Raw genomic sequence first — 20551 nt, 5'->3', positions numbered from 1 at the left:
TTACCGACCAGGTGTAGAGAGGGGAAACAGGCTGTTGAGGGTATCGAGCAAGCGCACCAGGTAGATCGGCTTGCGAAACAAGTCCAGCACCTGCAAGCGCAGCATATCGCTGACATCGTCCATTTCTGCATGGCCAGACATCACGATCACAGGCAAATGCGAGCGTGAGGTATGTTCGCGCAGGCGCTTGATCAAGGAGATACCACTTTCCTCGGGCATGCGCAGATCGGTGATGACCAGGGCGATATCAGGGTGAAGTGTCAATTCTTGCAAGGCGAAGGTGACGGAGGTCGCGGTGAAACAGACGAACCCCTCGTTTTCGAGGGATTCGGCCAACTCCACCAGCGCATCCTCCTCGTCGTCCACCAATAGGATTTGTTGGCGGGATGACGAAGGGTGGGTCATGGGCGGTACCTGATAAAAAGAATCACCGGAACGAAAGAATACCGCAATGACGGCTAAGTCGCCGCTGGCAGCGCATCGGACACTTGCTCGAAGATGCCTTTTATCTTATCGCCAAGCCCAGTACCAATACCGACGATCACCAACGCAACTATCGCGACGATAATCACATATTCAATAGCCGACGCCCCATCTCTGCGGCGCAGGAATAACTGAGCGTGAACATAAAACTTCAAGAACAGGTCAAGGATCATGTTGAGATCTCCTTCATGCGCCACAAAGCGCCGATACAGCTGGCCCGCACAATGATTGCCGTGTGCCACTAGAGCATTGTCAACAAATTTAACACTCACAACTGTAAGAATGAATTAATCATAAAGTATTAGTGGCTTCATGCGCCCTGCAAGTCCGTTGTTTAAAGGCCCGATGCTAAAAACATCGATAAATTTTTCATTCAGTAATGGCAATTTGTCCTAGCTGAGCTACCTTCAAATAGCCAAATCGTTAGTTGTTCATCACAGCCCAGTTGCGAATTTAACTCGTTTGGATTAACGGGAATAAAAGTAGTGCAACAGGATAGGGAGCGCCGTCATGAACAGTCGCATCAGCATGGTCCTGGCTGGCTTGCTGCTTATCGGAGCCCTGGTGGCAGGGTATTGGGGCCTGGTGCTCAGCCGTCCACCGGCACCTGCCGTAGCACCCTCGCCACAACCTGTCATTTCCGTGGAAAAAACCGTTGCGGTCGTGGAAGACCAGACCCGCCAGCCCGTCGTGGTACTGGTGCACGCGGTTGCGCCTTTTGTGCCCCTCACCGCTGCCGATGTAGCCGTGGAAAAACTGCGCACCGTGCCGGCAGGCAGCCTGACCAGCGTTGACCAGGCCATCGGTCGTACGCCTTTGCGGGCCCTGGGTGCCGGCACCTGGCTCAATGATGAAAGCTTCACCGCCGGCGGCCCCCTGGCCCGCATGATTCGTGCGGATGAACGCGCGCTCGCCGTCGCCGTCGACGAGGTCATCGGTGCCGGTGGCCAGTTGAGCCCCGGCGACTACGTGGATGTCTTGTTGTTCTTGCGCCAGGACAATGCCAATGCCGAGCAATCGGCGCAGGTGGTCATCCCGGCGATTCGCCTGCTCAGCGTCGGCGACCAACTGGGTTTGGCCAACGACGGCACCCCGGCAGTACCGCCACCCGCCACCGCCGAAGAACGCGCCCAGGCGGCTCAACGTCGCACCGCCGCGCGCAGTGTGGTGCTGGCGGTGCCCGAACAATTGCTGAGTCGGCTGATGCTCGCTTCCCAAGCCGGCACGCTGCGCCTGGCCGTGCGCAGTGCCGACGAACAATTGCTCAGCCGCTACTGGGCCGGTGAAAGCGACACCCCGGACAAGGTGCAAAGCGCCAACCGCGACCTCTACCAATTCACCCAATTGGCCCTCAGCGGCCCGCCGAAAAAAATCACCCCCGCGGTGGCCGTCACCGGCCAGCGTCGGGGTATCGAAGTGATTCGCGGCGCGGCGGCAGCACAACCTACCCCCTGATTGAACAAGGATGCCTTGAATGAGCCAACGCTACGCTCAATTGGCCTTGGCCTTGATGCTGCCGTGCCTGCCCCTGGGCATGGCGATGGGCGCATCGGGCAGCTGCAACGCCCTGGGCCAATTGCCCGCCGTGATCGAGGTAGGCGAAGGCTTGCAGACCGAGCTGCAGTCGCCGGTAGCGATTACGCGCCTGGCTATCGGCGACCCGAAAATTGCCGATGTGCGGGTCAACGGCGACCGCCATTTCCTGCTCACTGGCGTCGGCAGCGGCGCTACCAGCCTGATGGTGTGGACCGGCTGCTCGACCACGCCGCGCCAGAGCATGGTGTTCGTCAAGGGCAAGGCTACTTCGGCGCTGACCAGCCAATCGCTGTCGCCCTCCGAAGACCCGACGCTGCCCAGCCAGGTGCAGACCGATATTCGTTTTGTCGAGGTCAGCCGCACCAAGCTCAAGGAAGCCAGCACCAAGATCCTGGGCATGGGTAAAAACTTCTTCCTCGGCAGCCCCGACTTGCTGTCCCCGTCAGAGGGCATCTTCAAATTGCCGGTGAGTGCCGACAACTTCAACATCGGGTTTGGCGGTGGCCGGGTCAAGGCACTGATCAACGCCCTGGAAAGCAGCGGTTTCGCCTATACCCTGGCGCGCCCGAGCCTGGTGGCCATGAGCGGCCAGAGCGCGACCTTCCTGGCCGGCGGCGAAGTGCCGATTCCGGTGCCCAGTGCCGGCAGCGATACCATCACCATCGAATACAAGGAGTTCGGTATTCGCCTGACCCTCACGCCCACGGTCATCGACCACAACCGCATCGCCCTGAAAGTCGCCCCGGAAGTCAGCGAGCTGGATTACAGCAACGCGATCCGAATCCAGAATATCCAGGTGCCGGCCCTGACCGTCAGGCGAACCGACACCAGTGTGTCACTGGCCGACGGTGAAAGCTTTGTGATCAGCGGCCTGATCAGCAGCACCAACCGCTCCACCATCGCCAAGCTCCCGGGCCTGGGCGATATCCCGATCCTTGGTGCGTTTTTCCGCGACTCCAATATCCAGAGCGAAGAGAAAGAACTGCTGATGATTGTCACGCCGCATCTGGTCCAGCCACTGGCTGCCAATGCGCAGTTGCCGTCGCTGCCCGGCGAAAAACTGCGCACCTATGATCCGAACTGGTTCCGCCTGTTCTTCCTGGAAAACGGCAACTTCGACCGTCGCAGTGGACTTTCCCAATGAGCGATAGCCTGAGCCAGACCTTCCTGGCAATCACCCGTAACAGCACCGACCTGGAATGGCTCCAGGGTGCCCTGGCCCCTCTTGGCCAAGTGATCAACGTGGGCGGCGGCAGCCTGGATGAATTGCTGGCACTGGTGGACGTGACCTTCGCCAACCTGGTGTTCGTGGGCCTGGATCGCGAGCACCTGGTAGCCCAGAGCGCCTTGATCGAAGGCGCCCTGGAAGCCAAGCCGATGTTGGCGGTGGTGGCCTTGGGCGACGGCATGGACAACCAGTTGGTACTCAACGCCATGCGTGCCGGTGCGCGGGATTTTGTCGCCTATGGTTCACGCTCCAGCGAAGTGGCCGGGCTGGTGCGGCGCCTGAGCAAGCGCTTGCCGCCCAGCGCGCCGAACGCCCATCTTGGCGGCCTCACCGTGCTCTACGGTGCCCAGGGCAATACCGATGGCGCCCTGCTGGCGAGCCACCTGGCGATGGTGGTGCAAAAGAGCGGCCAGCAGACGCTGATGCTCGACCTCGGCCTGCCCAGGGGCGACAGCCTGGCACTGCTGGGCCTGGACAGCACCTTCAATTTCGGCGACGCCTTGCGCCACCTGCGACGCCTGGACGCCACCCTGATCAACAGCGCGTTCACCAGCACCGACGACGGCCTGCGGATCCTCGCCTACGCCGCCAGCGATGACCCGTTGGAAATGACCAGCGCCGCCGAGCTGTACATGCTGCTCAGCGCCTTGCGTCAGCACTTCCAGCACATCGTGGTCAACCTCACCGGGCAAGCGGACAGCGAAGCCCTGCGCACCTTTGTCAGCCACTGCGACAAGCTGTTGTGGTGCACCGACCAGTGCGTACTCGACTGTCGGCGTAACCTGGCGATGCTGAACCTGTGGCGCGAAAAAGGCATGAAGCTCGACCATGCCAAGCTGCTCGTCGATCGCTACGTCAAAGGCTGCGCCCCCGGCACCGAAGCCCTGGAAAAAAGCTTCGGCCTGGAGTGCATCGCCGTGCTGCCCCTGAGCCCCGAAGTGCGCTTGAACGCCAAGAACCAGGGGCAAAGCCTGTTCACCCTGGCCCCCCGCGAAGCGTTGACCCAAGCCCTGCGCCACCTGGGCGAGCGCCTGGCCAAACGCACCGAAGGACTGGATAAACCTTCGACGCGCTGGTTCGAACGCCTGCTGGGAGCGAGTCGATGAACGGCGAAAAACTCTTCGGCGCTCCGGCCCGTGGAAGTACCGCGCACAACGACCACGACGGCCTGAAACTGGTGCTGCATCGCTACATCATCGATGCCATCGAAGAGTCGGGCCAGAACCTGCTGGAAGGCTCGCGCCAATCCCTGGCGCAATTTGTCATCGACAAAGTGGCCGAATACATCACGCGCATGCACCTGGCGATCTCGCGCTATGAGATGGAGCGCCTGGCCGAGGAAATCGTCGATGAGCTGACCGGCTTCGGCCCGCTGGAAGTGCTGCTGCGCGATGTGTCGATCACCGAGATCCTGGTCAACGGCCCACACCGGGTGTTTATCGAGCGTGACGGAGTACTCCACCAGAGCGACCTGCGCTTTATCGACGCGCACCATGTAGAACGCGTGATGCAACGCATTCTCGCGCCCCTTGGAAGGCGCCTGGATGAGTCGTCACCGATGGTCGATGCGCGCTTGCCGGATGGCAGCCGGGTCAATGCGATCATCCCGCCGATTGCCCTGGACGGCCCGTGCCTGTCGATCCGTAAATTTCGCAAGGACATGCTCAAGAGCAGCGACCTGGTGGCGATGCAAACCATCGACCACAACATCTTCGAGTTCTTCCAGGAGGCGGTGGGCAAGCGCTGCAATATCCTCATCAGTGGCGGCACTGGCACCGGCAAGACCACGCTGCTCAATATCCTCAGCCAATTGATCAACCCCCACGAACGCCTGGTCACCATCGAAGACGTCGCCGAGCTGCAACTGGGCCACCCCCACGTGGTGCGCCTGGAAACCCGCCCGCCCAATGCCGAGGGGCATGGCGAGGTCAAGGCCAGCGACCTGATTCGCAACGCCCTGCGGATGCGCCCGGACCGCATCATCCTTGGCGAGATCCGTGGCGTCGAAGTGCTCGACGTGATGACGGCCATGAACACCGGCCATGACGGTTCCATGAGCACCGTGCACGCCAACAATGCCCAGGACGCGTTGCTGCGCCTGGAAACCCTGGTGGGCCTGACCGGCCGGGTGGTGGCGGAGAAAACCCTGCGGCAGATGATCTGTGCCGCACTGGATGTGGTGGTGCAACTGACGCGCCTGCCCGATGGGCGCCGTTGCGTCAGCGAGGTGGTGGAAGTGGTGGGGGTGCGCGACGACGTGTATGTCACCAACACCCTGTTCCGCCTCGACCGCCGTACCGGTTTCGGCTTTCTGCGCGAAGCGCTCAACCCGGCCGGCGACAAGCTGCGGCGCGAATCGGCATTGCCGTTGTAGAGAGGGCTCATGACCGGACTTGTCTTGCTGCTCATTTGCATCCTGCTGATCAGCCTGTCCGTCTGGCTGTTCCAGCGAGGGTTGCGCCAGGCCGGCACCGACCGGGTGCTGGAGCGGCTCAGCGACGGCCAGCCGGTGCCCCAGGAGCCGAACGGCAGCTGGGTCGCGCTGGAGCGCATGTTCCAGCGCGCCGGCCTGGGCAAGCCCACCGACCGCCTGGGTTTGTGGCTGAGCGGCTGGGCGCTGGGCATGTTGCTGGGCTATCTGCTGGCCGGCGGGCTGGGACTGTTGGCCATGCTGATCCTGCCGCCGCTGCTGCTGCGGGTGTATATCGCCTGGCGCTACCAACGGCGAGTGCAGCGCATGGTCGAACAATTACCGCAGCTGCTGGACCACAGCGTGCGCAGCCTCAAGTCTGGGCGCACCCTGGCGGACGCTGTGCTGGGCGCGATCGACAGCACCGAAGCGCCGCTCAAGCAGGCCATGAGCCGCATCCAGCGCAACGTGCAAATGGGCGTGAGCCTGCCGGAGTCGGTCAGCGACTTTGCCGAGTTTTACGAGCGCGATGAATTCCGCCTGTTTGCTCTTGGCCTGAAGGTCAACCACCGCTACGGCGGCAACGCCAGCGAGCTGCTTGAAAACCTGATCAAGATGATCCGCGAGCGCGAACAGGGTGCGCGCCAACTCAAGGCCATGACTGGCGAAACGCGCATGACCGCCTATGTGCTGGCGGGTTTGCCTATCGTCATGGTCGGCTACTTCCTGATGGTCAACCCGGGCTACCTGATGAGCATGTGGAATGACGGAACCGGGCGCCACCTGCTGCTGGCCGCGGTGGCGCTCGACATCACGGGCACCTTCGTCATGTGGCGCATGTTGCGGAGTATTTGAGATGGCCATCCTGATTTGCATCCTGTTGTCGCTCGCCGCCGTCGCCTTGATCGTCGGCAACCTGCTAGAGCAAAGGCGCCGACAACGCCTGGTCAGCCAACGCCTGCAAGGCCAACTGACCCGCGAGGACAAACTCGGCAGCCTGATGCGCCAGTTGGGCGCCAGCGCCGTGGCCCAGCGCTCGGTCAGCCTGGACAACGAAACCCAGACCCTGCTCAACCGAGTCAGTTGGCGTAAAGCCAACCAGCGCTCCATGTTTGCCGCTTTCCAGATCGGCGTGCCCATCGTGTTGCTGGGCTTGACCCTGCTCGGCCAACAGCTGCTGTTTCCCCATGCCGGCTCACCCTGGATTGCCCCGGCGATTGCCCTGGGCATCGGTTACTTGCTGCCCAAACGCATCCTCGCCCTCAGTGCGAAATACCGCCAGGAGCGTATCGCTCGGGAAATTTCCACCTTCATTCCGTTGCTGCGCATCCTGTTCGAATCCGGCATGGCAGTTGAGCAATCGCTGCGGGTGTTGGGCACCGAAGCCCAGCGCTTGCTGCCAGACCTGACCCATGAACTGCGCCTGATCCTGGCAAGGGTCGACTCGGGCCTGGAACTGTCCGAAGAGCTGGGCAAGACCGCACGCCTGTTGGCCGTGGATGAGTTCACCGACACCTGCATCATCCTTCAGCAGTTGATCCACCAGGGCGGCGGCGCGATGAAATCCTTGCTGGCCCTCAAGCAGTTGCTTGACGACCGCCGCCTGACCCGCCTGCAGGAATACATCTCGAAGATGTCCGCGAAGATGTCCGTGGTGATGATGGTGTTCCTGTTTCCCGCCTTGCTGATCGTGCTGGGGGGGCCGGCCATGATCGCCATCTCCCGAGCCTTGAATAACTTTTGAGGAGCCTGCCATGAAACCACTGATCGTCGCCTTGAGCCTGCTGATGCTGGGCGGCTGTGCCAGCAACGGCCAGGTTCCGTGGGCCGGGTTGCTGGCGCCGGGCAGTTGCCCCAAGCCCAGCTCGGACCAGGAGCTGTCGCTGAACCTGGCCGATGACATGGCCAACGAAGGCAAGCTGCACGCCAGCCTTGCCAACCTGCAGAACCTGCCCAGCGCCCTGCCCCAGGTTCGTCAGCGCCAGGCCCGTGCCTATCGCTTGCTAGGCCGTCCCGACGCCGAGCCGTTGTACCGCAGCCTGCTGGGCACCTGCCTGGCCGCCGACGGTGAGCACGGCCTGGGGCAACTGGCGTCGGCCAAGGGCGACAACGGCCAGGCCATGGCTCACCTGCAACGCGCAGCACGGCTGGCGCCCACCGACGAAAAAATCCGCAACGACCTGGGCGTGGTGTACCTCGATCAACGGCGCCTTGAAGACGCGCGCTTTGAATTCATGACCGCCATCGAACTCAAGCAGAGCGATCAATTAGCGGCGGTCAACCTAGTGACCTTGCTGATCTATCAGGACAACTGGGAGCAAGCCGCGAAAGTGGTCGGCCAACTCGGGTTGAGCCCTGATCAGGTGACCCGAGCCCAGGCACGGGCGCAACACCTCAAGGACGCTGGCACGGCACCGCAGCGTCCAGTCAAAGATCAGGTAGCGGCGGTCAGCGATACGCTGCCGGCCTCTGTGAAATAAGGAGTCGATGATGAAATTCCAATACCTCGCCGGCCTTGCATGCCTGGCCCTGCCCCTCCTCGCTTCGGCCATCGAAGCGGGGCCGTCTTCACCCCGGCAGGCCGAAACGGAAAACTGGATGGCACTGCAACTGAGCGGGCGCGCAGCCTCGGCCAACCCCCAGAAAACCACGCCGGCAGAACGCGAACAGGCGCTCAAGCGCTGGCTGGACAGCAACAAGCACCCGATTCCGGAGTTCTTTGATCAGAAAATAGGCGGCACTGCGCAAAGTGGAAGCAAGTAAAGCTACTGTGGCGAGCAAGCTTGCTTGCGCTGGGGAGCGAAGCGCCCCCAAGAAAAGCCGACTCCAGCTGCGCTGTCGAGCGGGAGCAAGCTCCCTCGCCACAGAAAGATGGCTCCTGCAAGGTTTGCTTGGGCCTTTAGTGCGCAGTCACCCGCTGGCGCATCGCCGAGTTGCTCGGTGACAACGCCAGCGCCAACTGCGTGCGATTGTGCATATGGGTCAGGCGCAGCACCTGGGACACGTACAGCTTCACCGTGTTCTCGGTAATCCCCAATTCACAGGCAATCTGATAGTTGGTCTGGCCCTTGCCCACCAGGCGAGCCACATCCAGCTGGCGCGGTGACAGCTGATTGAAAATCGCCGGGATCTCCAACGGCCCGGCTTCATCGGCCGATGGGTCCCCATCATGGTCCTGGAGCGTCGGGTTGCGACGCACTTTGTCCAAGTCCATATACAAGTCATTGATCGATTCGGATAGGTACTGCAACTTCTGGTTGAGCGTGCCCAGCTGCAGGTCTTTTTGCCGTTCCTCCAACGCCGCTTCCTGGCGCTTGAGGCCTTCGAGCAATTCATCGAGGTTGATCGGCTTCTGGTAGTAATCGGCGATGCCCGCACGCAGGGCTTTGATCACATCCTGTTTGTCGGCACGACCGGTGAGCATGATCGCTTCGAACGCACGATGTTTGCCGGCGATCCGTTGCAGCGCCTGGACCAGTTCGATGCCGTCCATGTCCGGCATATGCAGGTCACACAGCACTAAACCAATCTGAAGGTCTTCGCCAAAACGCTGGACCGCTTGCTGGCTGGACTCGCACGGGACACAACGGTACCCGCTGCTTTCAAGAAATTCACAGAGTTCCTCCACGATCAATGGTTGATCGTCGACAACGAGCACTTTTACTGCAGACGTAAGCTTGTTCACGCGCTACTCCATGCCTGGCAAGCCAAATGATGACCTATCCTTTCTGACGAAAACTCCTACACAACTACTCATTAAACGTAGACGTACTTTCCGACTATGTACATAGCATTAATCAACTCGTGCGACTGATGGATCCAAAACCAGCTGCCGGCAAAACCTGTCAAAACGAAGGGCGCAAAGGGCTGTTTTGTTGACGCTTGCCCTGCCCGCTCAACGCGATTTGAGCTAAGCCATTGATGCATAAGTGTCCAGGCCACCATGACGATGCCGGCACCGATCAACGCCCCCAACAGGTAGTCGATATTGGAGGCCAGCCCCAAGGCGGCTAGCAACTTCACATCCCCCGCGCCAAAGCGGCCCAACGCATAGCCCGGCAAGGTCAGTACCAGTGCCAAAGCCAAGGCCAGGCCGCCCTCGCTGCGGGGCGCGCCCAGCCAGGTCGACCCCGTCCACAGCAGGTAGATCAACGCCAGCAGGCCTACGCCCAGGGTCAGCGTATTGGAAATTTGGCGCTGGCGAATATCCTGCACAGCACATACGCCCAACCACAGCACAATCACTAGCGTCTGGATCACGTAAAAAACATCCCTTTTGGCTGAATGATTCTATGCTGATATCAAGTACTCGACTCAGGGTAGACGCAGTCATGAAATCGAGCCTCCCGAGAAAGCAAAAAGGCGCTGCGGCGATCGAGTTTGCCTTGGTCTTCGTGATTTTCTTTGCAGTGTTCTACGGCATGCTCAGCTACAGCTTGCCGCTGCTGTTGATGCAGTCATTTCATCAAGCGGCAGCCGAAGGGGTCCGCCGCAGTGTGTCCCTGGACCCCAGCACCGCAGGCTATTCGGCCCTGGTGGTGCAACGCGCCAAGGATGCCGCCCAGGCCCAATTGAATTGGATCCCCGGCTCATTGAAATTCTTGCCCGGCTATATCACCGCCACCTACACCAATAATTTGCTGACAGTGAAGATCACCTACCCCTCGGCCAATATCAAAGCGGTCTTGCCGGCCCTGGTATTGCCCGGGGTGGGCACTGTACCGAACCTGCCCACCAACCTCACTGCTACCTCGAGCCTTCAGTTTTGACGACGGGGGATAAATTGTTCGCACGCCTGCGCGGGCGCACCAGCGCCCTGGCCTTGGACGCGCCAGCAGCACCCGCGTCGGGCCTGCAAGTGCAACTGGACAACCTGGGTGGGGTGCTGAACATCTCGGGCACCTTGAAGCCTTTACTTGCCCAGCATCTTGCCAACGCGCCCAACCCGCCCTTGCAGACCTTGCTGTGTGCCGACAGCGCGCGGAGTGTCGAGGGCACGCCGCAGGAGTGGCAACGACACGGCCTGGACCTCGACTTCCAGGGCGTTGCTGGCCAGGTCCTGCATACCCGCGGCTGGATCGAGCCGGAGGGCGACGGCTGGGCCCTGCACCTGTTGGACATCACTGACCTGCTGGCCGACCGAGTGCGGATGCAGCAACGCGAACAGAACCACCAACTCGCCGCCCTGATGAGCGAACAGCTGCGCGTGTGCAGCCCCAACCGCCTGCCCCAGGTGTTCAGCGAACACCTGCGCAGCGTGGCCCAGCGTTGGCGCATCCCCTGCGTCGCCATGGCACTGCTCGACGAAGATGACCAGGGCTGGCGCATCTACAGCCACTACGCCGCTCACGACGCCCCGGCCTTGTGGCAGACCGGGCAACACCTGGGCACCAGCCTGGACAGCATCAACGGCAACACACCACTTAGCCTGGACATTGCCCAGGGGCGCAGCGACAACCCGCGCCTGCACAGTGTATTTGGCAATGCCGACGGCTTCCTGGTGCCGTACCGCGACAGCCATGGCGCCGCCGCGTGGCTGCTGTGTGGCTTCTATAACGGCCAGGCACACCACACCGGCGAGCGTGACTGGCTGAACCTGTGCGCGGCACTCGCCGCGCCGCTGCTGGGCCGTCTGCGCGAACAGCGTCACAACCAGCAACTGGAACGGGTAGAAGCCCTGCAAGGCCTGCTCGGCACTGGCTGGTGGGAACTGTTGCCCGCCACCCAGGAAATCCAACTGGCGCCACAATTGCTGCGCAACCTGAGCCTGGACGAAGGCCCCACCCGCCAACCCCTCGGCACCTGGCTCGAACTCATCCACCCCGCCGACCGTCAGGCCCTCGACAGCCGCCTGCAAGACCTGCAAGCCCTGGGCAAGCCACTGCTGACCAGCGTGCGCCTGCAACGCACCGAGTCTGAGCAGTCGCCCCTGTGGTACCGCATACAAGGCCAAGTGCTGGGTGCCGGCAATGAACGGCGCTGGATCGGCTTCATGCTCGACATCAGCGACATCCAGAACCAGCAACTGCAAGCCGCCGCCGCCCATGCGCGCCTGGACAACCTGATCGCCAGCTCACCGGCCGTCATCTATGTGCAGCGCTACGTCAACGGCGCGCTGCACCCAGCGTTTTTCAGCGCCAGCCTGTTGCCGCTGCTGGGCTGGACCTTGGCCGATTGCAACCACGACACCCTGGCGGCGCTGATCCACCCCGACGACCGAGAACGCTACTTCGAACGCACCCGCCAACTGCTGCGCGAAGGCAACGTGCGCAGCCGCTACCGCCTGCGCGACAAGCAAGGCAACTACCACTGGCTGCTCGACGAAGCCAAGCTTTTGCGCGACGACCTCGGCTTGCCGGTGGAAGCCGTGGGCCTTTGGCTGGACGTCACCGAGGCGACCCTGGCCGCCGAGCAGGTGCGCCAAAGTGAAGAGCGCTACCGCATCCTGGTGGAAGACTCGCCAGCGATGATCTGTCGCTACCGTCCCGATCTGATCCTCACCTTCGGCAACACGCCGCTGGCCAATTACCTGGAATGCCGGCCCGACCAATTGCCAGGCATCGACTTGGGCCAGTGGCTGTCGGATGAACAGCGCGCCGCCTTTATGCAACGCATTCAGCAACTGACCCCGGAATTCCCGGTGAGCACCGCGGAAATCAGCCTGCAACTGCCGGGGCGCGAACATGCCTGGTGGGTGTGGTCGGACCGTGGCGTCTTCGATGAACAAGGCGCCCTGATCGAAGTGCAGGCCGTGGGCCGCGACAACACCGAAGTACGCCGCTCCCAGCAGCAACTGACCCAAAGCGCGAAAATGGCCACCCTCGGCGAAATGGCCACCGGCCTGGCCCATGAGATCAACCAGCCGCTGAACGTGATGCACATGGCCATCACCAATGTGCTCAAGCGCCTGGGCAATGGCGATGTGCAAATCGACTACCTCACGGAAAAACTGCAGCGTATCGACGCCCAGGTGCAACGCGCGGCACGGGTGGTCGACCATATGCGCGTGTTCGGCCGCCGCTCGGAAATCGAGCAGCAACCGTTCGACCCCGCGCAGGCGCTGGAGGGCACCCTGTCCCTGCTCAGCGAAGGCCTGCGCGGCAAAGGTGTAGACGTGCGCATCAGCCCTGCGGACTTCTCGGTGCAGGTCAAAGGCTATGTCGACCAGCTGGAACAGGTGCTGATCAACCTGATGGTCAATGCCCGCGACGCATTACTCAGCCGGCGAGAAAAAGACCCTGCCCTGCGCCCCTGGATTGCCCTGCACAGCGAGCACGACAGCCGCCATGTGCGTATCTGGGTTGAAGACAACGCCGGCGGGATCGACCCGCGCCTGTTGGAGCGGATTTTCGAACCGTTCTTTACCACCAAGCCAATCGGCGTCGGCACCGGATTGGGGCTCTCGGTGAGCTATGGGATTGTGGAAAACATGGGTGGGCGCCTGAGCGTCACCAACGGCGAGGCCGGCGCGAAATTCTGCGTCGAGTTACCCATCGCGCAGAACTCAATCAGCTAACCACGATGCGAAGCGAGCCGCTCTTGCTCTTGCTCTTGCTCTTGCTCTGCTTTTGATCTTAGGCGCCCCGTCAAACCACGCTGGCCGGAATTCGACAGTGATTTGGGGGGTAAACCGGCAGGGATGCCGGTTTAGCCGCCCCGCGCCATGGATGGCGCGTGGCGGCGGCCCCCCAAATCACTGGCGGATTGCGGGCACACCGAGCCTAGGCGAGGTGCCGAGTGGTGGGGCAAGAGCCTTTTGCTTACTTTTGGGCTCTTTTCAAAAGTGAGCCGCTGTAAAAGCGGAACCCTAAGTGGCCGTTACCGCAGGAATGGATATGTACACGTTCCAACTGTGTTGACTGCCAGGCCGCCTTCGCGAGCAAGCCCGCTCCCACAGTTGGATCGCGGGGGGTCAGGTAGATAGGCGTCGGCTGGCAGGCCGCCATCGCAGGCAAGCCAGCTCCCACATTTGGAACTCGGGGAGTCAGCTAAATCACCAGGTAAGCCCTGCCCATATGACAGGTGAGGTTGGCACCGACTTCAGCATTGCCCAGGTTGATGCCCAAGGCGCTGAGCAAGGTGTTGACGACAGGGTCGAGAATCGGTGACAGCACATTCTGGATCAGCCCCACCACCGCCGTGGTAATGGTCGCCAACAGCCCGGCAACCCCAGCCAACGCGCCACTGGAGACACTGCCGCTGGGCGGTGCATAAGTTACCTGCAAGCCATTAAGGGTCGCCGCCAGGCTGCCGACGATATTGGCGGTGCCCGGCGCGAACTTGTAGGTGGGCGGCGCATTCATCTCGGCCACCGGGGCAAACACCATCGTGCTGGTTTGCGCAGCAATGGTGGAGTTGGCTTTCAACAGCAAACCACCCCCCACATTGGGTGTACGGTTGGGGCTGCACAGCAGCGTCAGGACCACACAGTAGCGCTGGCCAAAATCGATCAGCCTGACCGGCTGCACATCGACTGCTGCGGAGGAAGAAAAAGCCGCCACCGGATCCACTGTACCGACCGCCAGGGACGCCAGGGACGTAGTGGTTTTCACCGTCAAGGATTTGGAGGCCGGCGAGTCGCAATTGAAATCCGTGACATGGGTTTGCGCACTGCCGGCTTCGATGTAAATGGCCAGCGATGTGGTGACATCGACGTCAGCCACATTGCAGGCCACCAGGCACAACACACCGCCAACCACCGCCGGCAGGTTGAGGTTCAACAAGCCCTTGACCACCTGGGACACCGGCGTGCCCAGGCCCGTCAATATGGACGCCACGCCAGAGACCGCCTTGATGATCGGCGCCTGCACGGTCACCAACGTGCGCACTTGCGCGGTGCGTACAAAAATCTGATCGGTCGGCGGGGTATTTTGCAAGCCCTTCTTGGCCAACACAGGATTGCCAATCGCTGAAAGCTGCGGCGGCTCGATGACCTTGGTCTGGATCGACACATTGCCCACTAGCGGAATCGCGACCTGCGCCGCCGCACTCACCGCATTCTTGCTACTGGACAACTGCGCTACCGCTTCCAGCAGTTGAAACAATTGCACGTTGCTGTTCAGCGCCGCTGTCGGCGTGCCGGTGGCGATGTCGACCAGGTCTCCCACCGTTAACAGCTTGCTGTTAGGTGCAATGGCTTGAATCGAAATCACGTCATTGATGACCGCCGTGGCCGCCGCGCCGTTTTTCTGCAACACCTTCACAGCAGCGTCGATCAGTTGAGTCGCCGAGACCGCGGTACTGAGCAAGGCATCGTAGTCACCGGCCTTCACGTTCAGGTTGATCGCTAGTTGGTCGAGGTAACTGAGCAGGTTGACGTTGGTCTGCAGCAAGCCGTTCCAACCCGCCGCCGTGAGCGAAAGGTTGCCGCCGAGCAGGTTGCCGATCACCAGGTTGAGCAGCGGGGATTTGCCTGAATCGACGCTGGCCAGGCTGCTGCGGATCGACAGCTGCGCCACGGGCGGTGGTGTCGCCGCGACGGCGGTGGCGCTCAAGTTGATTTGCGGGGTAATCGGCGCACCACTGAACAGGTTCCACAGCCCATTGGCAACGCTGGTCATCACAGTGCGGGAAGCCACCACGCGGATAGCGTCGCTCTTGGTGGCATCAGCGGTAAACACACGGGTGTTCAGAGCATTGGTCGCCAGGGTGCCGCATGTCACCGCCAGGGTGCTGCCATTACCGACCACAAAACCGTTGCGCGCCGCATTTTGCGTGGCATAGGCGTTTGCGGTGGTGTTGGTACCGCATTGGCCACCGAGACTGGCTGCCTCCAACGCAGAGGTATCGGCGACGGATTGCAGCTTGCGCTTTTCCAAATACAAGCGCCCGCTGTCGACCGCCAGCAACGTAAACACCAAGGCCAAGGCCAAAGTGCCTGCCGCCATCAAGCCAATTGCACCACGCTGTCTGGAGCCGAATCGGGGAGACATCGAAGCACTCCTGCGCTAACTCTCCGTTGCACTGGAGTGTAGACAAGGCTTCGGCAGGTTGCTGGCAACTCGCCACATTGGCGACTGGCGGAGATGCCCTGATACGCCCTGATACTGTAGGAGCGAGCTTGCTCGCGAAAAACCTACAGACGCCGCGTTGATTCAGGAAGTACGCGTTATCGTTGACGTTTTTCGCGAGCAAGCTCGCTCCTACAGTGAGCGATCAGCGCGGGGGGTAGTTGGAAAGGATCTTGGTCACGGTGCTGCGGATGGCTTTGTTGCGTTCCTCGGGGTTCGGCGTGCTGGCCATCATCTGTTCGTCGCTGCCGCGCCACACCAGCTTGCCGTCCTTGCCGTCGAGCAGGTCGATCTGGATGGTCGCGACCTTGTAGGTGATATTGCGGGTTTCGTTGTACATCGGCGCGCCCCAGTAACCATTCCACGGGCCGCCCCAGGCACCGCCATAGTTGGTGGTGACTTGCTGCTGGCGGTCTTCGACGATCAGGTAGGCCTGTACATTCAGGTCAGCCTTGGTACCCGCCGCCGCAGGACGCAAACCGCGCTGATCCAGCTGTTCGCCCACCGCCTGGCGGATGCGTTGCTCGGTGAGGTCGCTCTTGATCCTCGGGTCATCGGGACGGTACTGCAACGCTGGGTCTTTCCAGGCCCAATTACGGTAGGCGCCGAAGTCTCGGCTGGCGTCGAAATCGTGGTTGACCTGGTTGCTCTGGCAACCGCCCAGCAACATGACAACAGCAAGCGCAGCGATGCGACGAAGCATGGTGTTCTCCAAAAACAACGTGGGCATGTAATGAGAATAGCTGCTAACTGGGCGGATAGGCAGCCATTGCCTTCTGCATCGCCTTGCGCAAGCTATCGGCGCGTTCGCTCAGGCTGCCCTGGCTGGTGGTTTCGGCACTGGTGCTCCACACCGGCTGGCGGGTGCGCGCATCGAACAGGCTGATACGCGCCACGGCCACTGTCACTTCATAGGTGCGCACCACGGGCACGCTGTTGTACATGCCGTAACCGTTGCCATAGCGGTTATAGCCGCCGTAGCCGTAACCATAATCGTCCTGGACCTGGCGCAGGCGTTTTTCCAGGCGTACATCGGCGCTCACAAGCAGGTCGGGCGCACGCTTGTCATGCAAGGGGCGCAAGCCTCGCTGATCGAGGGCGCCGCTGACCGCCTCGGCAATCTGCGCCGAATCGGCCCAGGCCGTGCCCGCCGGCAACTGACCGTTGAACCAACCCCAGCTGCGGTAGGCACCATAGTCGCGCACCGGCGCGGGGTAGGCGCTGGCATCAAAGGTAGTGGCCGCCTGGGCGGGCGCCGGCGGCATCGGTGCCGAACTGGCCACGTAAGGATTGGGGCTCGAACAAGCCCCAAGACCTAAAGACAACAGGATTAAACCGAGACGACGCATGTCGACCTCCCACGCTGGGCCGCTTAAACCGGGCGGCAGATCCAGTGCAAATATCGCCCAAGCCCGGCAAAGCTTGGGTGACGACGGTGAGCGAGCTCCATCTCCAACAAGTCCTCCAGGTTGGCGCGAGCCTGGAATTCCACCGGCATATAGTCGTGGAACACCCGCACGCCACTTTGGCTTTCGACCTGCCACAGCCCTTCGAGTTGCGCCGCCAACTCCCGTGGGTCCAGGGGTTGTTGCGGCGTCAGGCTCTGCTTTTCGCCGGCCATGTCGTTCTTGCGCATTTTGCGGAAGTGGCCTTTGAGCAGATTGCGGTAGATCAACGCATCACGGTTGTAGAACGCCAGGGACAACCAGCCACCCGGCAGCGTCAGTTGGTGCAGTACCGGCAGGATAGCGTGGGGCTCGGCCAACCACTCCAGCACGGCATGACACAGCACCAGATCGTAAGGCTCGGTGAGTTGGCCGAGCAAGTCCTGCCACGGTGCATGAATAAAGGTCGCGCTTTGGCCCGCGTCGGCGAAGCGCTGGCGCGCACCTTCAAGCATCGGCGCAGCGGGTTCGGCCAAGGTTACCTCGTGGCCCTGCTCGGCCAGCCACAGCGACATGTGCCCCAGGCCTGCGCCGATATCCAATACGCGCAACGGCCGCTGCGGCAAGGCTTGCACCAGGTCGGCCTGGAGCACCGCCAGGCGAATCGCGCCCTTGGCGCCGCCGTAGATCTTTTCGGCAAAGCGCGTGGCCAACTGGTCGAAATGACGATCACTCATGGGCAAACCGCCGTTCGCTATCGGCCAGCTTGGCGCGCACCACTTCGTTCATATCCAGCCCCAGTTCACTGCACAGCAACAGCAGGTACAGGACAATATCGCCGATCTCCTGACCCGCATGGGCAAGTTTATCGGCGGGCAGTTGGCGGGATTGGTCTTCGGTGAGCCATTGGAAGATTTCCACCAGCTCGGCCATTTCCACGCTGGCAGCCATGGCCAGGTTTTTCGGGCTGTGGAACTGCTTCCAGTCGTTGGTATCGCGGATGCGGTGCAGGCGTTCGGTGAGGTGTTCGAGGTTCATGCGGGGGCTCCTGAATGGGTATAGCTTACCCGATCATTCCCACGCTCAGCGTGGGAATGCTTCCAGTGACGCTCCGCGTCGCCTGCGCGGATGACGGGACGCGGAGCGTCCCAGGCGGCGTTACCACGCAGAGCGTGGGAACGATCAGTCGACAACACTGAACTCGAGCCTGGCGGTTTGACCGGCTTCATCCAATACGCTGAGCTGATAGCGGCCCAGCCGTTCAAAACTGGCATTGATGCTGTCCTGGTTCGCGCTGTCGCCCAACGGCGCACCGTTGAGAAACCACCAACGCCGGCCACTGCCGCCCAGGGCGGAGATGTTCAGGCGCAAGGCTTGTTGACTGGCAGCGGGCAGGCGCAGTTGGTCGCCTTCGCGTACGCCCACGATGGACAACGGCGATGAAGCGGCCAGCGCCGGCGGAGGGCAATCCGGGTCAGACGCAGGAATGCGCGCTTCCCGGCGTTCAATCCTTGGCAACCAGGGCTCCAGCGGCGCCGGCCACAGCGCGATGTTTTTGGGGGTTGCGCCAGGGCAATGGGCATCGACCCTCAAACCCTTGGGGTTAACCCAGATGCTTTCCATCAAGCCCACGCTCAAGGGTTGATCCAATGCCTGCAAGGTCGGCGGCGTGGTGTTGTCCAGGGTCCAGGCAAAACGCTGGCGGCGGCAATTGGGGTCGCTGCGGCTCATGGGCTGGCCCAGCGGCCAACAAATCGCTGCCACGCCGATATTGGCAGGCACCGGTTTGACTGGCGCACTGATGCCGCGCTGGCTGTCGCGGTTGGTCAGCACGTCATGCACCTGCAACATCAACGGCGCTGCCGACGCCAGGCCGAACTGCCCCGGTACCGGCGTGCCATCGGGCCGGCCGATCCATACGCCAATCAGGTAACGCGGGCCCACGCCAATCGCCCAGGCATCGCGAAAGCCATAACTGGTGCCGGTTTTCCACGCCAGCACCGGGCGTTGGACCAGCTCGGCACGCGGGTCGCGGTCGGGCCGCGCCTGGCCGCTGAGGATGCGCCGCACAATCCACGCGGCGCCGGGCGACAGCAACGGCCGCTCCCTGAGCGTATCGTCCGGTTGCAACCGCAGGGTGGCGCTCTTGCCATCGCGGGCCAGGGCGCTGTAGCCACTCACCAGGTCCTCCAGGCGACTGCCCGCACCGCCGAGGATCAGCGCCAGGTTCGGCTCGGCCAATGCCGGCAACGCCAACGGCACGCCACCGATGCGCATCTGCGCGGCAAAGCGCTTGGGCCCGTAGGCTTCCAGCAGTTGCACCGCAGGCAGGTTCAACGAGCTGGACAACGCAGTGCTCGCCGGCACCGCGCCAGTAAAACCCATGGAAAAGTTGCCTGGACGGTAATCGCCATAGCGCCGAGGCACGTCCTGCAACAGCGATTCGGAGTGAATCAGGCCGTCATCCAACGCCATCCCGTAGAGGAAGGGCTTCAAGGTGGAACCGGGCGAACGCAGCGCGCTGATCATGTCCACATGACCAAAGCGTTTGGTGTCGTTGATATCCACCGACCCCAGGTAAGCGCGCACCGCCATGCTTTCTTCTTCCACCACCAGGATGGCTGCCGAGGTGTGCTCCGGCAGGCGTGCGCGCCAGCCCAACAGCAGGTCTTCGAGACGGCGTTGCAAGGTGGCATCCAGAGTGGTGCGAATCAGTGGCGGGCTGTCGGGACGATTCAGGCGACGTGCGAGCAAGGGCGCCAGGCTCGGTTCCAGGCGTGGGGCGAGCAACAGGGGTTCTTCCAAGGCTTCATCCACCGCCGACTGCGGCCATACCTGAAACTCGGCCAGGCGGCGCAGCACTTTGTCCCGGGCCTGCTGGGCGCGCTGCGGATGACGGTCCGGGCGCAAACGACTCGGCGCCTGGGGCAATACCGCGAGCAACGCGGCTTCGGCGTGAGTCAGTTGTGATGGCGACTTGCCCAGGTACGCCCAACTCGCTGCCGCCACGCCCTGCAGCGTACCGCCGAAGGGCGCGCGGTTCAGGTACAGGTTGAGGATTTCATCCTTGGACAGGTGCCACTCCAACTGCGCGGTACGCCACAGCTGGCGTAACTTGCCGTGCAGGGTGCGTGAGTGCGGGTCGAGCAGGCGCGCAACCTGCATCGACAAAGTGCTGCCGCCGGACACCACCCGCGCGCCGCTCAGGTTTTGCCAGGTCGCACGCACCAGCGCCAACGGGTTTACGCCGGGGTGCTGGTAGAACCAACGGTCTTCATAGGTGAGCAACGCGTCGAGGTAATAAGGCGATACTTCGCTGGTGTGTACCGGGTAGCGCCATACGCCATTGGCATCGGCAAATCGCCACAGTGGTGTGCCATCTTCGGCCAGCACTACCCGGGCCAGGTCATCCTGGGGCAGGGGCAAGGGCCAGATACGATCGGCCAGCCATAGCAGGGCAACCACCAACACCACACAACCCAAAGCCCAGCGCAATAAC

20 protein-coding genes are annotated in these 20551 nt (G+C 62.0%); 10 read left to right on the top strand and 10 right to left on the bottom strand.

Going from position 1 to position 20551, the window contains the following annotated elements:
- Positions 1-405: a response regulator gene (locus HBO10_RS11720; RefSeq protein ID WP_034125891.1), complete on the bottom strand. Its 405-nt coding sequence runs from the start codon at positions 403-405 to the stop codon at positions 1-3.
- A gap of 53 nt (positions 406-458) precedes the next feature.
- Positions 459-656 (bottom strand): Flp family type IVb pilin, encoded by a 198-nt coding sequence (locus HBO10_RS11715; RefSeq protein WP_034125890.1) that lies wholly within the window; start codon positions 654-656, stop codon positions 459-461.
- Positions 657-993: 337 nt separating this feature from the next.
- On the opposite strand from HBO10_RS11715, the gene cpaB reads away from it, so the two are divergent.
- From cpaB to HBO10_RS11675, 8 genes are read left to right on the top strand one after another with little or no spacing between them, the layout of a single operon-like run.
- The gene (gene cpaB, locus HBO10_RS11710; RefSeq protein WP_034125889.1) at positions 994-1938 is read left to right on the top strand and encodes a Flp pilus assembly protein CpaB; all 945 of its coding nucleotides are present in this window, start codon (positions 994-996) and stop codon (positions 1936-1938) included.
- Positions 1939-1957: 19 nt separating this feature from the next.
- Entirely contained in the window at positions 1958-3163 is a 1206-nt protein-coding gene (locus tag HBO10_RS11705; RefSeq protein WP_034125888.1) for a type II and III secretion system protein family protein, read from the top strand.
- On the top strand, positions 3160-4353 hold the full coding sequence (locus tag HBO10_RS11700; RefSeq protein WP_034125887.1) for a pilus assembly protein: 1194 nt from the start codon (positions 3160-3162) through the stop codon (positions 4351-4353). The genes HBO10_RS11705 and HBO10_RS11700 overlap by 4 nt, the downstream gene beginning before the upstream one ends.
- Positions 4350-5621 carry a CpaF family protein gene (locus HBO10_RS11695; RefSeq protein ID WP_034125886.1) on the top strand — a complete coding sequence of 424 codons (1272 nt, stop codon included), beginning with the start codon at positions 4350-4352 and terminating at the stop codon, positions 5619-5621. The genes HBO10_RS11700 and HBO10_RS11695 overlap by 4 nt, the downstream gene beginning before the upstream one ends.
- Before the next feature lie 9 nt (positions 5622-5630).
- Positions 5631-6512 (top strand): type II secretion system F family protein, encoded by an 882-nt coding sequence (locus HBO10_RS11690; protein ID WP_034125885.1) that lies wholly within the window; start codon positions 5631-5633, stop codon positions 6510-6512.
- A gap of 1 nt (position 6513) precedes the next feature.
- Positions 6514-7401, top strand: coding sequence for a type II secretion system F family protein (locus HBO10_RS11685; RefSeq protein ID WP_034125884.1), 888 nt, complete (start codon positions 6514-6516; stop codon positions 7399-7401).
- A 10-nt stretch (positions 7402-7411) separates the two neighbouring features.
- Positions 7412-8137, top strand: a complete 726-nt coding sequence (locus HBO10_RS11680) for a tetratricopeptide repeat protein (RefSeq protein WP_034125883.1) — start codon at positions 7412-7414, stop codon at positions 8135-8137.
- A gap of 10 nt (positions 8138-8147) precedes the next feature.
- Complete coding sequence (locus tag HBO10_RS11675; protein WP_034125882.1) at positions 8148-8420, top strand: DUF3613 domain-containing protein; 273 nt, start codon at positions 8148-8150, stop codon at positions 8418-8420.
- A 136-nt stretch (positions 8421-8556) separates the two neighbouring features.
- On the opposite strand, the gene HBO10_RS11670 is transcribed toward HBO10_RS11675, so the two are convergent.
- Both HBO10_RS11670 and HBO10_RS11665 read right to left on the bottom strand, forming a co-directional pair.
- A complete protein-coding gene (locus HBO10_RS11670; protein WP_034125881.1) occupies positions 8557-9342 on the bottom strand; it encodes a response regulator transcription factor in 786 nt (261 codons plus the stop codon).
- Positions 9343-9413: 71 nt separating this feature from the next.
- On the bottom strand, positions 9414-9917 hold the full coding sequence (locus HBO10_RS11665; RefSeq protein ID WP_034125880.1) for a prepilin peptidase: 504 nt from the start codon (positions 9915-9917) through the stop codon (positions 9414-9416).
- 71 nt (positions 9918-9988) lie between these two features.
- Between HBO10_RS11665 and HBO10_RS11660 the strand changes: the two genes are divergently transcribed.
- Together HBO10_RS11660 and HBO10_RS11655 are read left to right on the top strand one after the other, a co-directional pair.
- The gene (locus tag HBO10_RS11660; protein ID WP_003188217.1) at positions 9989-10426 is read left to right on the top strand and encodes a TadE family protein; all 438 of its coding nucleotides are present in this window, start codon (positions 9989-9991) and stop codon (positions 10424-10426) included.
- Complete coding sequence (locus HBO10_RS11655) at positions 10423-13173, top strand: PAS domain-containing sensor histidine kinase (RefSeq protein ID WP_034125879.1); 2751 nt, start codon at positions 10423-10425, stop codon at positions 13171-13173. The genes HBO10_RS11660 and HBO10_RS11655 overlap by 4 nt, the downstream gene beginning before the upstream one ends.
- A gap of 472 nt (positions 13174-13645) precedes the next feature.
- Here HBO10_RS11655 and HBO10_RS11650 read toward each other — a convergent pair whose 3' ends face one another.
- The 6 genes from HBO10_RS11650 to pbpC all read right to left on the bottom strand — a co-directional run bounded on the left by HBO10_RS11650 (position 13646) and on the right by pbpC (position 20547).
- Entirely contained in the window at positions 13646-15589 is a 1944-nt protein-coding gene (locus tag HBO10_RS11650; protein ID WP_034126432.1) for a pilus assembly protein TadG-related protein, read from the bottom strand.
- A gap of 223 nt (positions 15590-15812) precedes the next feature.
- Positions 15813-16370 carry a DUF4136 domain-containing protein gene (locus HBO10_RS11645; RefSeq protein ID WP_034126431.1) on the bottom strand — a complete coding sequence of 186 codons (558 nt, stop codon included), beginning with the start codon at positions 16368-16370 and terminating at the stop codon, positions 15813-15815.
- 43 nt (positions 16371-16413) lie between these two features.
- A complete protein-coding gene (locus HBO10_RS11640; RefSeq protein WP_034126430.1) occupies positions 16414-17016 on the bottom strand; it encodes a DUF4136 domain-containing protein in 603 nt (200 codons plus the stop codon).
- A gap of 23 nt (positions 17017-17039) precedes the next feature.
- Positions 17040-17789, bottom strand: a complete 750-nt coding sequence (locus tag HBO10_RS11635; protein ID WP_034126429.1) for a methyltransferase — start codon at positions 17787-17789, stop codon at positions 17040-17042.
- Entirely contained in the window at positions 17782-18090 is a 309-nt protein-coding gene (locus HBO10_RS11630; protein WP_034126428.1) for a MazG-like family protein, read from the bottom strand. Before HBO10_RS11630 ends, HBO10_RS11635 begins: the two co-directional genes overlap by 8 nt.
- 144 nt (positions 18091-18234) lie before the next feature.
- Positions 18235-20547 (bottom strand): peptidoglycan glycosyltransferase PbpC, encoded by a 2313-nt coding sequence (gene pbpC, locus HBO10_RS11625; RefSeq protein ID WP_034126427.1) that lies wholly within the window; start codon positions 20545-20547, stop codon positions 18235-18237.
- Between the last annotated feature and the right edge of the window lie 4 nt (positions 20548-20551).

The organism is Pseudomonas sp. WS 5503, assembly GCF_012985385.1.
Classification (GTDB): Bacteria; Pseudomonadota; Gammaproteobacteria; order Pseudomonadales; family Pseudomonadaceae; genus Aquipseudomonas; species Aquipseudomonas paracarnis.
The sequence above is the reverse complement of the archived record's forward strand: the minus strand, read 5'-3'. Positions and strand labels throughout refer to the sequence as shown.

Excerpts from the sequence above, each read along its gene's own strand:
- HBO10_RS11720 (WP_034125891.1), bottom strand. The coding sequence starts at position 405 with ATGACCCACCCTTCGTCATCCCGCCAACAAATCCTATTGGTGGACGAC.
- HBO10_RS11715 (WP_034125890.1), bottom strand. The coding sequence starts at position 656 with ATGATCCTTGACCTGTTCTTGAAGTTTTATGTTCACGCTCAGTTATTC.
- cpaB (WP_034125889.1), top strand. The coding sequence starts at position 994 with ATGAACAGTCGCATCAGCATGGTCCTGGCTGGCTTGCTGCTTATCGGA.
- HBO10_RS11705 (WP_034125888.1), top strand. The coding sequence starts at position 1,958 with ATGAGCCAACGCTACGCTCAATTGGCCTTGGCCTTGATGCTGCCGTGC.
- HBO10_RS11700 (WP_034125887.1), top strand. The coding sequence starts at position 3,160 with ATGAGCGATAGCCTGAGCCAGACCTTCCTGGCAATCACCCGTAACAGC.
- HBO10_RS11695 (WP_034125886.1), top strand. The coding sequence starts at position 4,350 with ATGAACGGCGAAAAACTCTTCGGCGCTCCGGCCCGTGGAAGTACCGCG.
- HBO10_RS11690 (WP_034125885.1), top strand. The coding sequence starts at position 5,631 with ATGACCGGACTTGTCTTGCTGCTCATTTGCATCCTGCTGATCAGCCTG.
- HBO10_RS11685 (WP_034125884.1), top strand. The coding sequence starts at position 6,514 with ATGGCCATCCTGATTTGCATCCTGTTGTCGCTCGCCGCCGTCGCCTTG.
- HBO10_RS11680 (WP_034125883.1), top strand. The coding sequence starts at position 7,412 with ATGAAACCACTGATCGTCGCCTTGAGCCTGCTGATGCTGGGCGGCTGT.
- HBO10_RS11675 (WP_034125882.1), top strand. The coding sequence starts at position 8,148 with ATGAAATTCCAATACCTCGCCGGCCTTGCATGCCTGGCCCTGCCCCTC.
- HBO10_RS11660 (WP_003188217.1), top strand. The coding sequence starts at position 9,989 with ATGAAATCGAGCCTCCCGAGAAAGCAAAAAGGCGCTGCGGCGATCGAG.
- HBO10_RS11650 (WP_034126432.1), bottom strand. The coding sequence starts at position 15,589 with ATGTCTCCCCGATTCGGCTCCAGACAGCGTGGTGCAATTGGCTTGATG.
- HBO10_RS11645 (WP_034126431.1), bottom strand. The coding sequence starts at position 16,370 with ATGCTTCGTCGCATCGCTGCGCTTGCTGTTGTCATGTTGCTGGGCGGT.
- HBO10_RS11640 (WP_034126430.1), bottom strand. The coding sequence starts at position 17,016 with ATGCGTCGTCTCGGTTTAATCCTGTTGTCTTTAGGTCTTGGGGCTTGT.
- HBO10_RS11635 (WP_034126429.1), bottom strand. The coding sequence starts at position 17,789 with ATGAGTGATCGTCATTTCGACCAGTTGGCCACGCGCTTTGCCGAAAAG.
- HBO10_RS11630 (WP_034126428.1), bottom strand. The coding sequence starts at position 18,090 with ATGAACCTCGAACACCTCACCGAACGCCTGCACCGCATCCGCGATACC.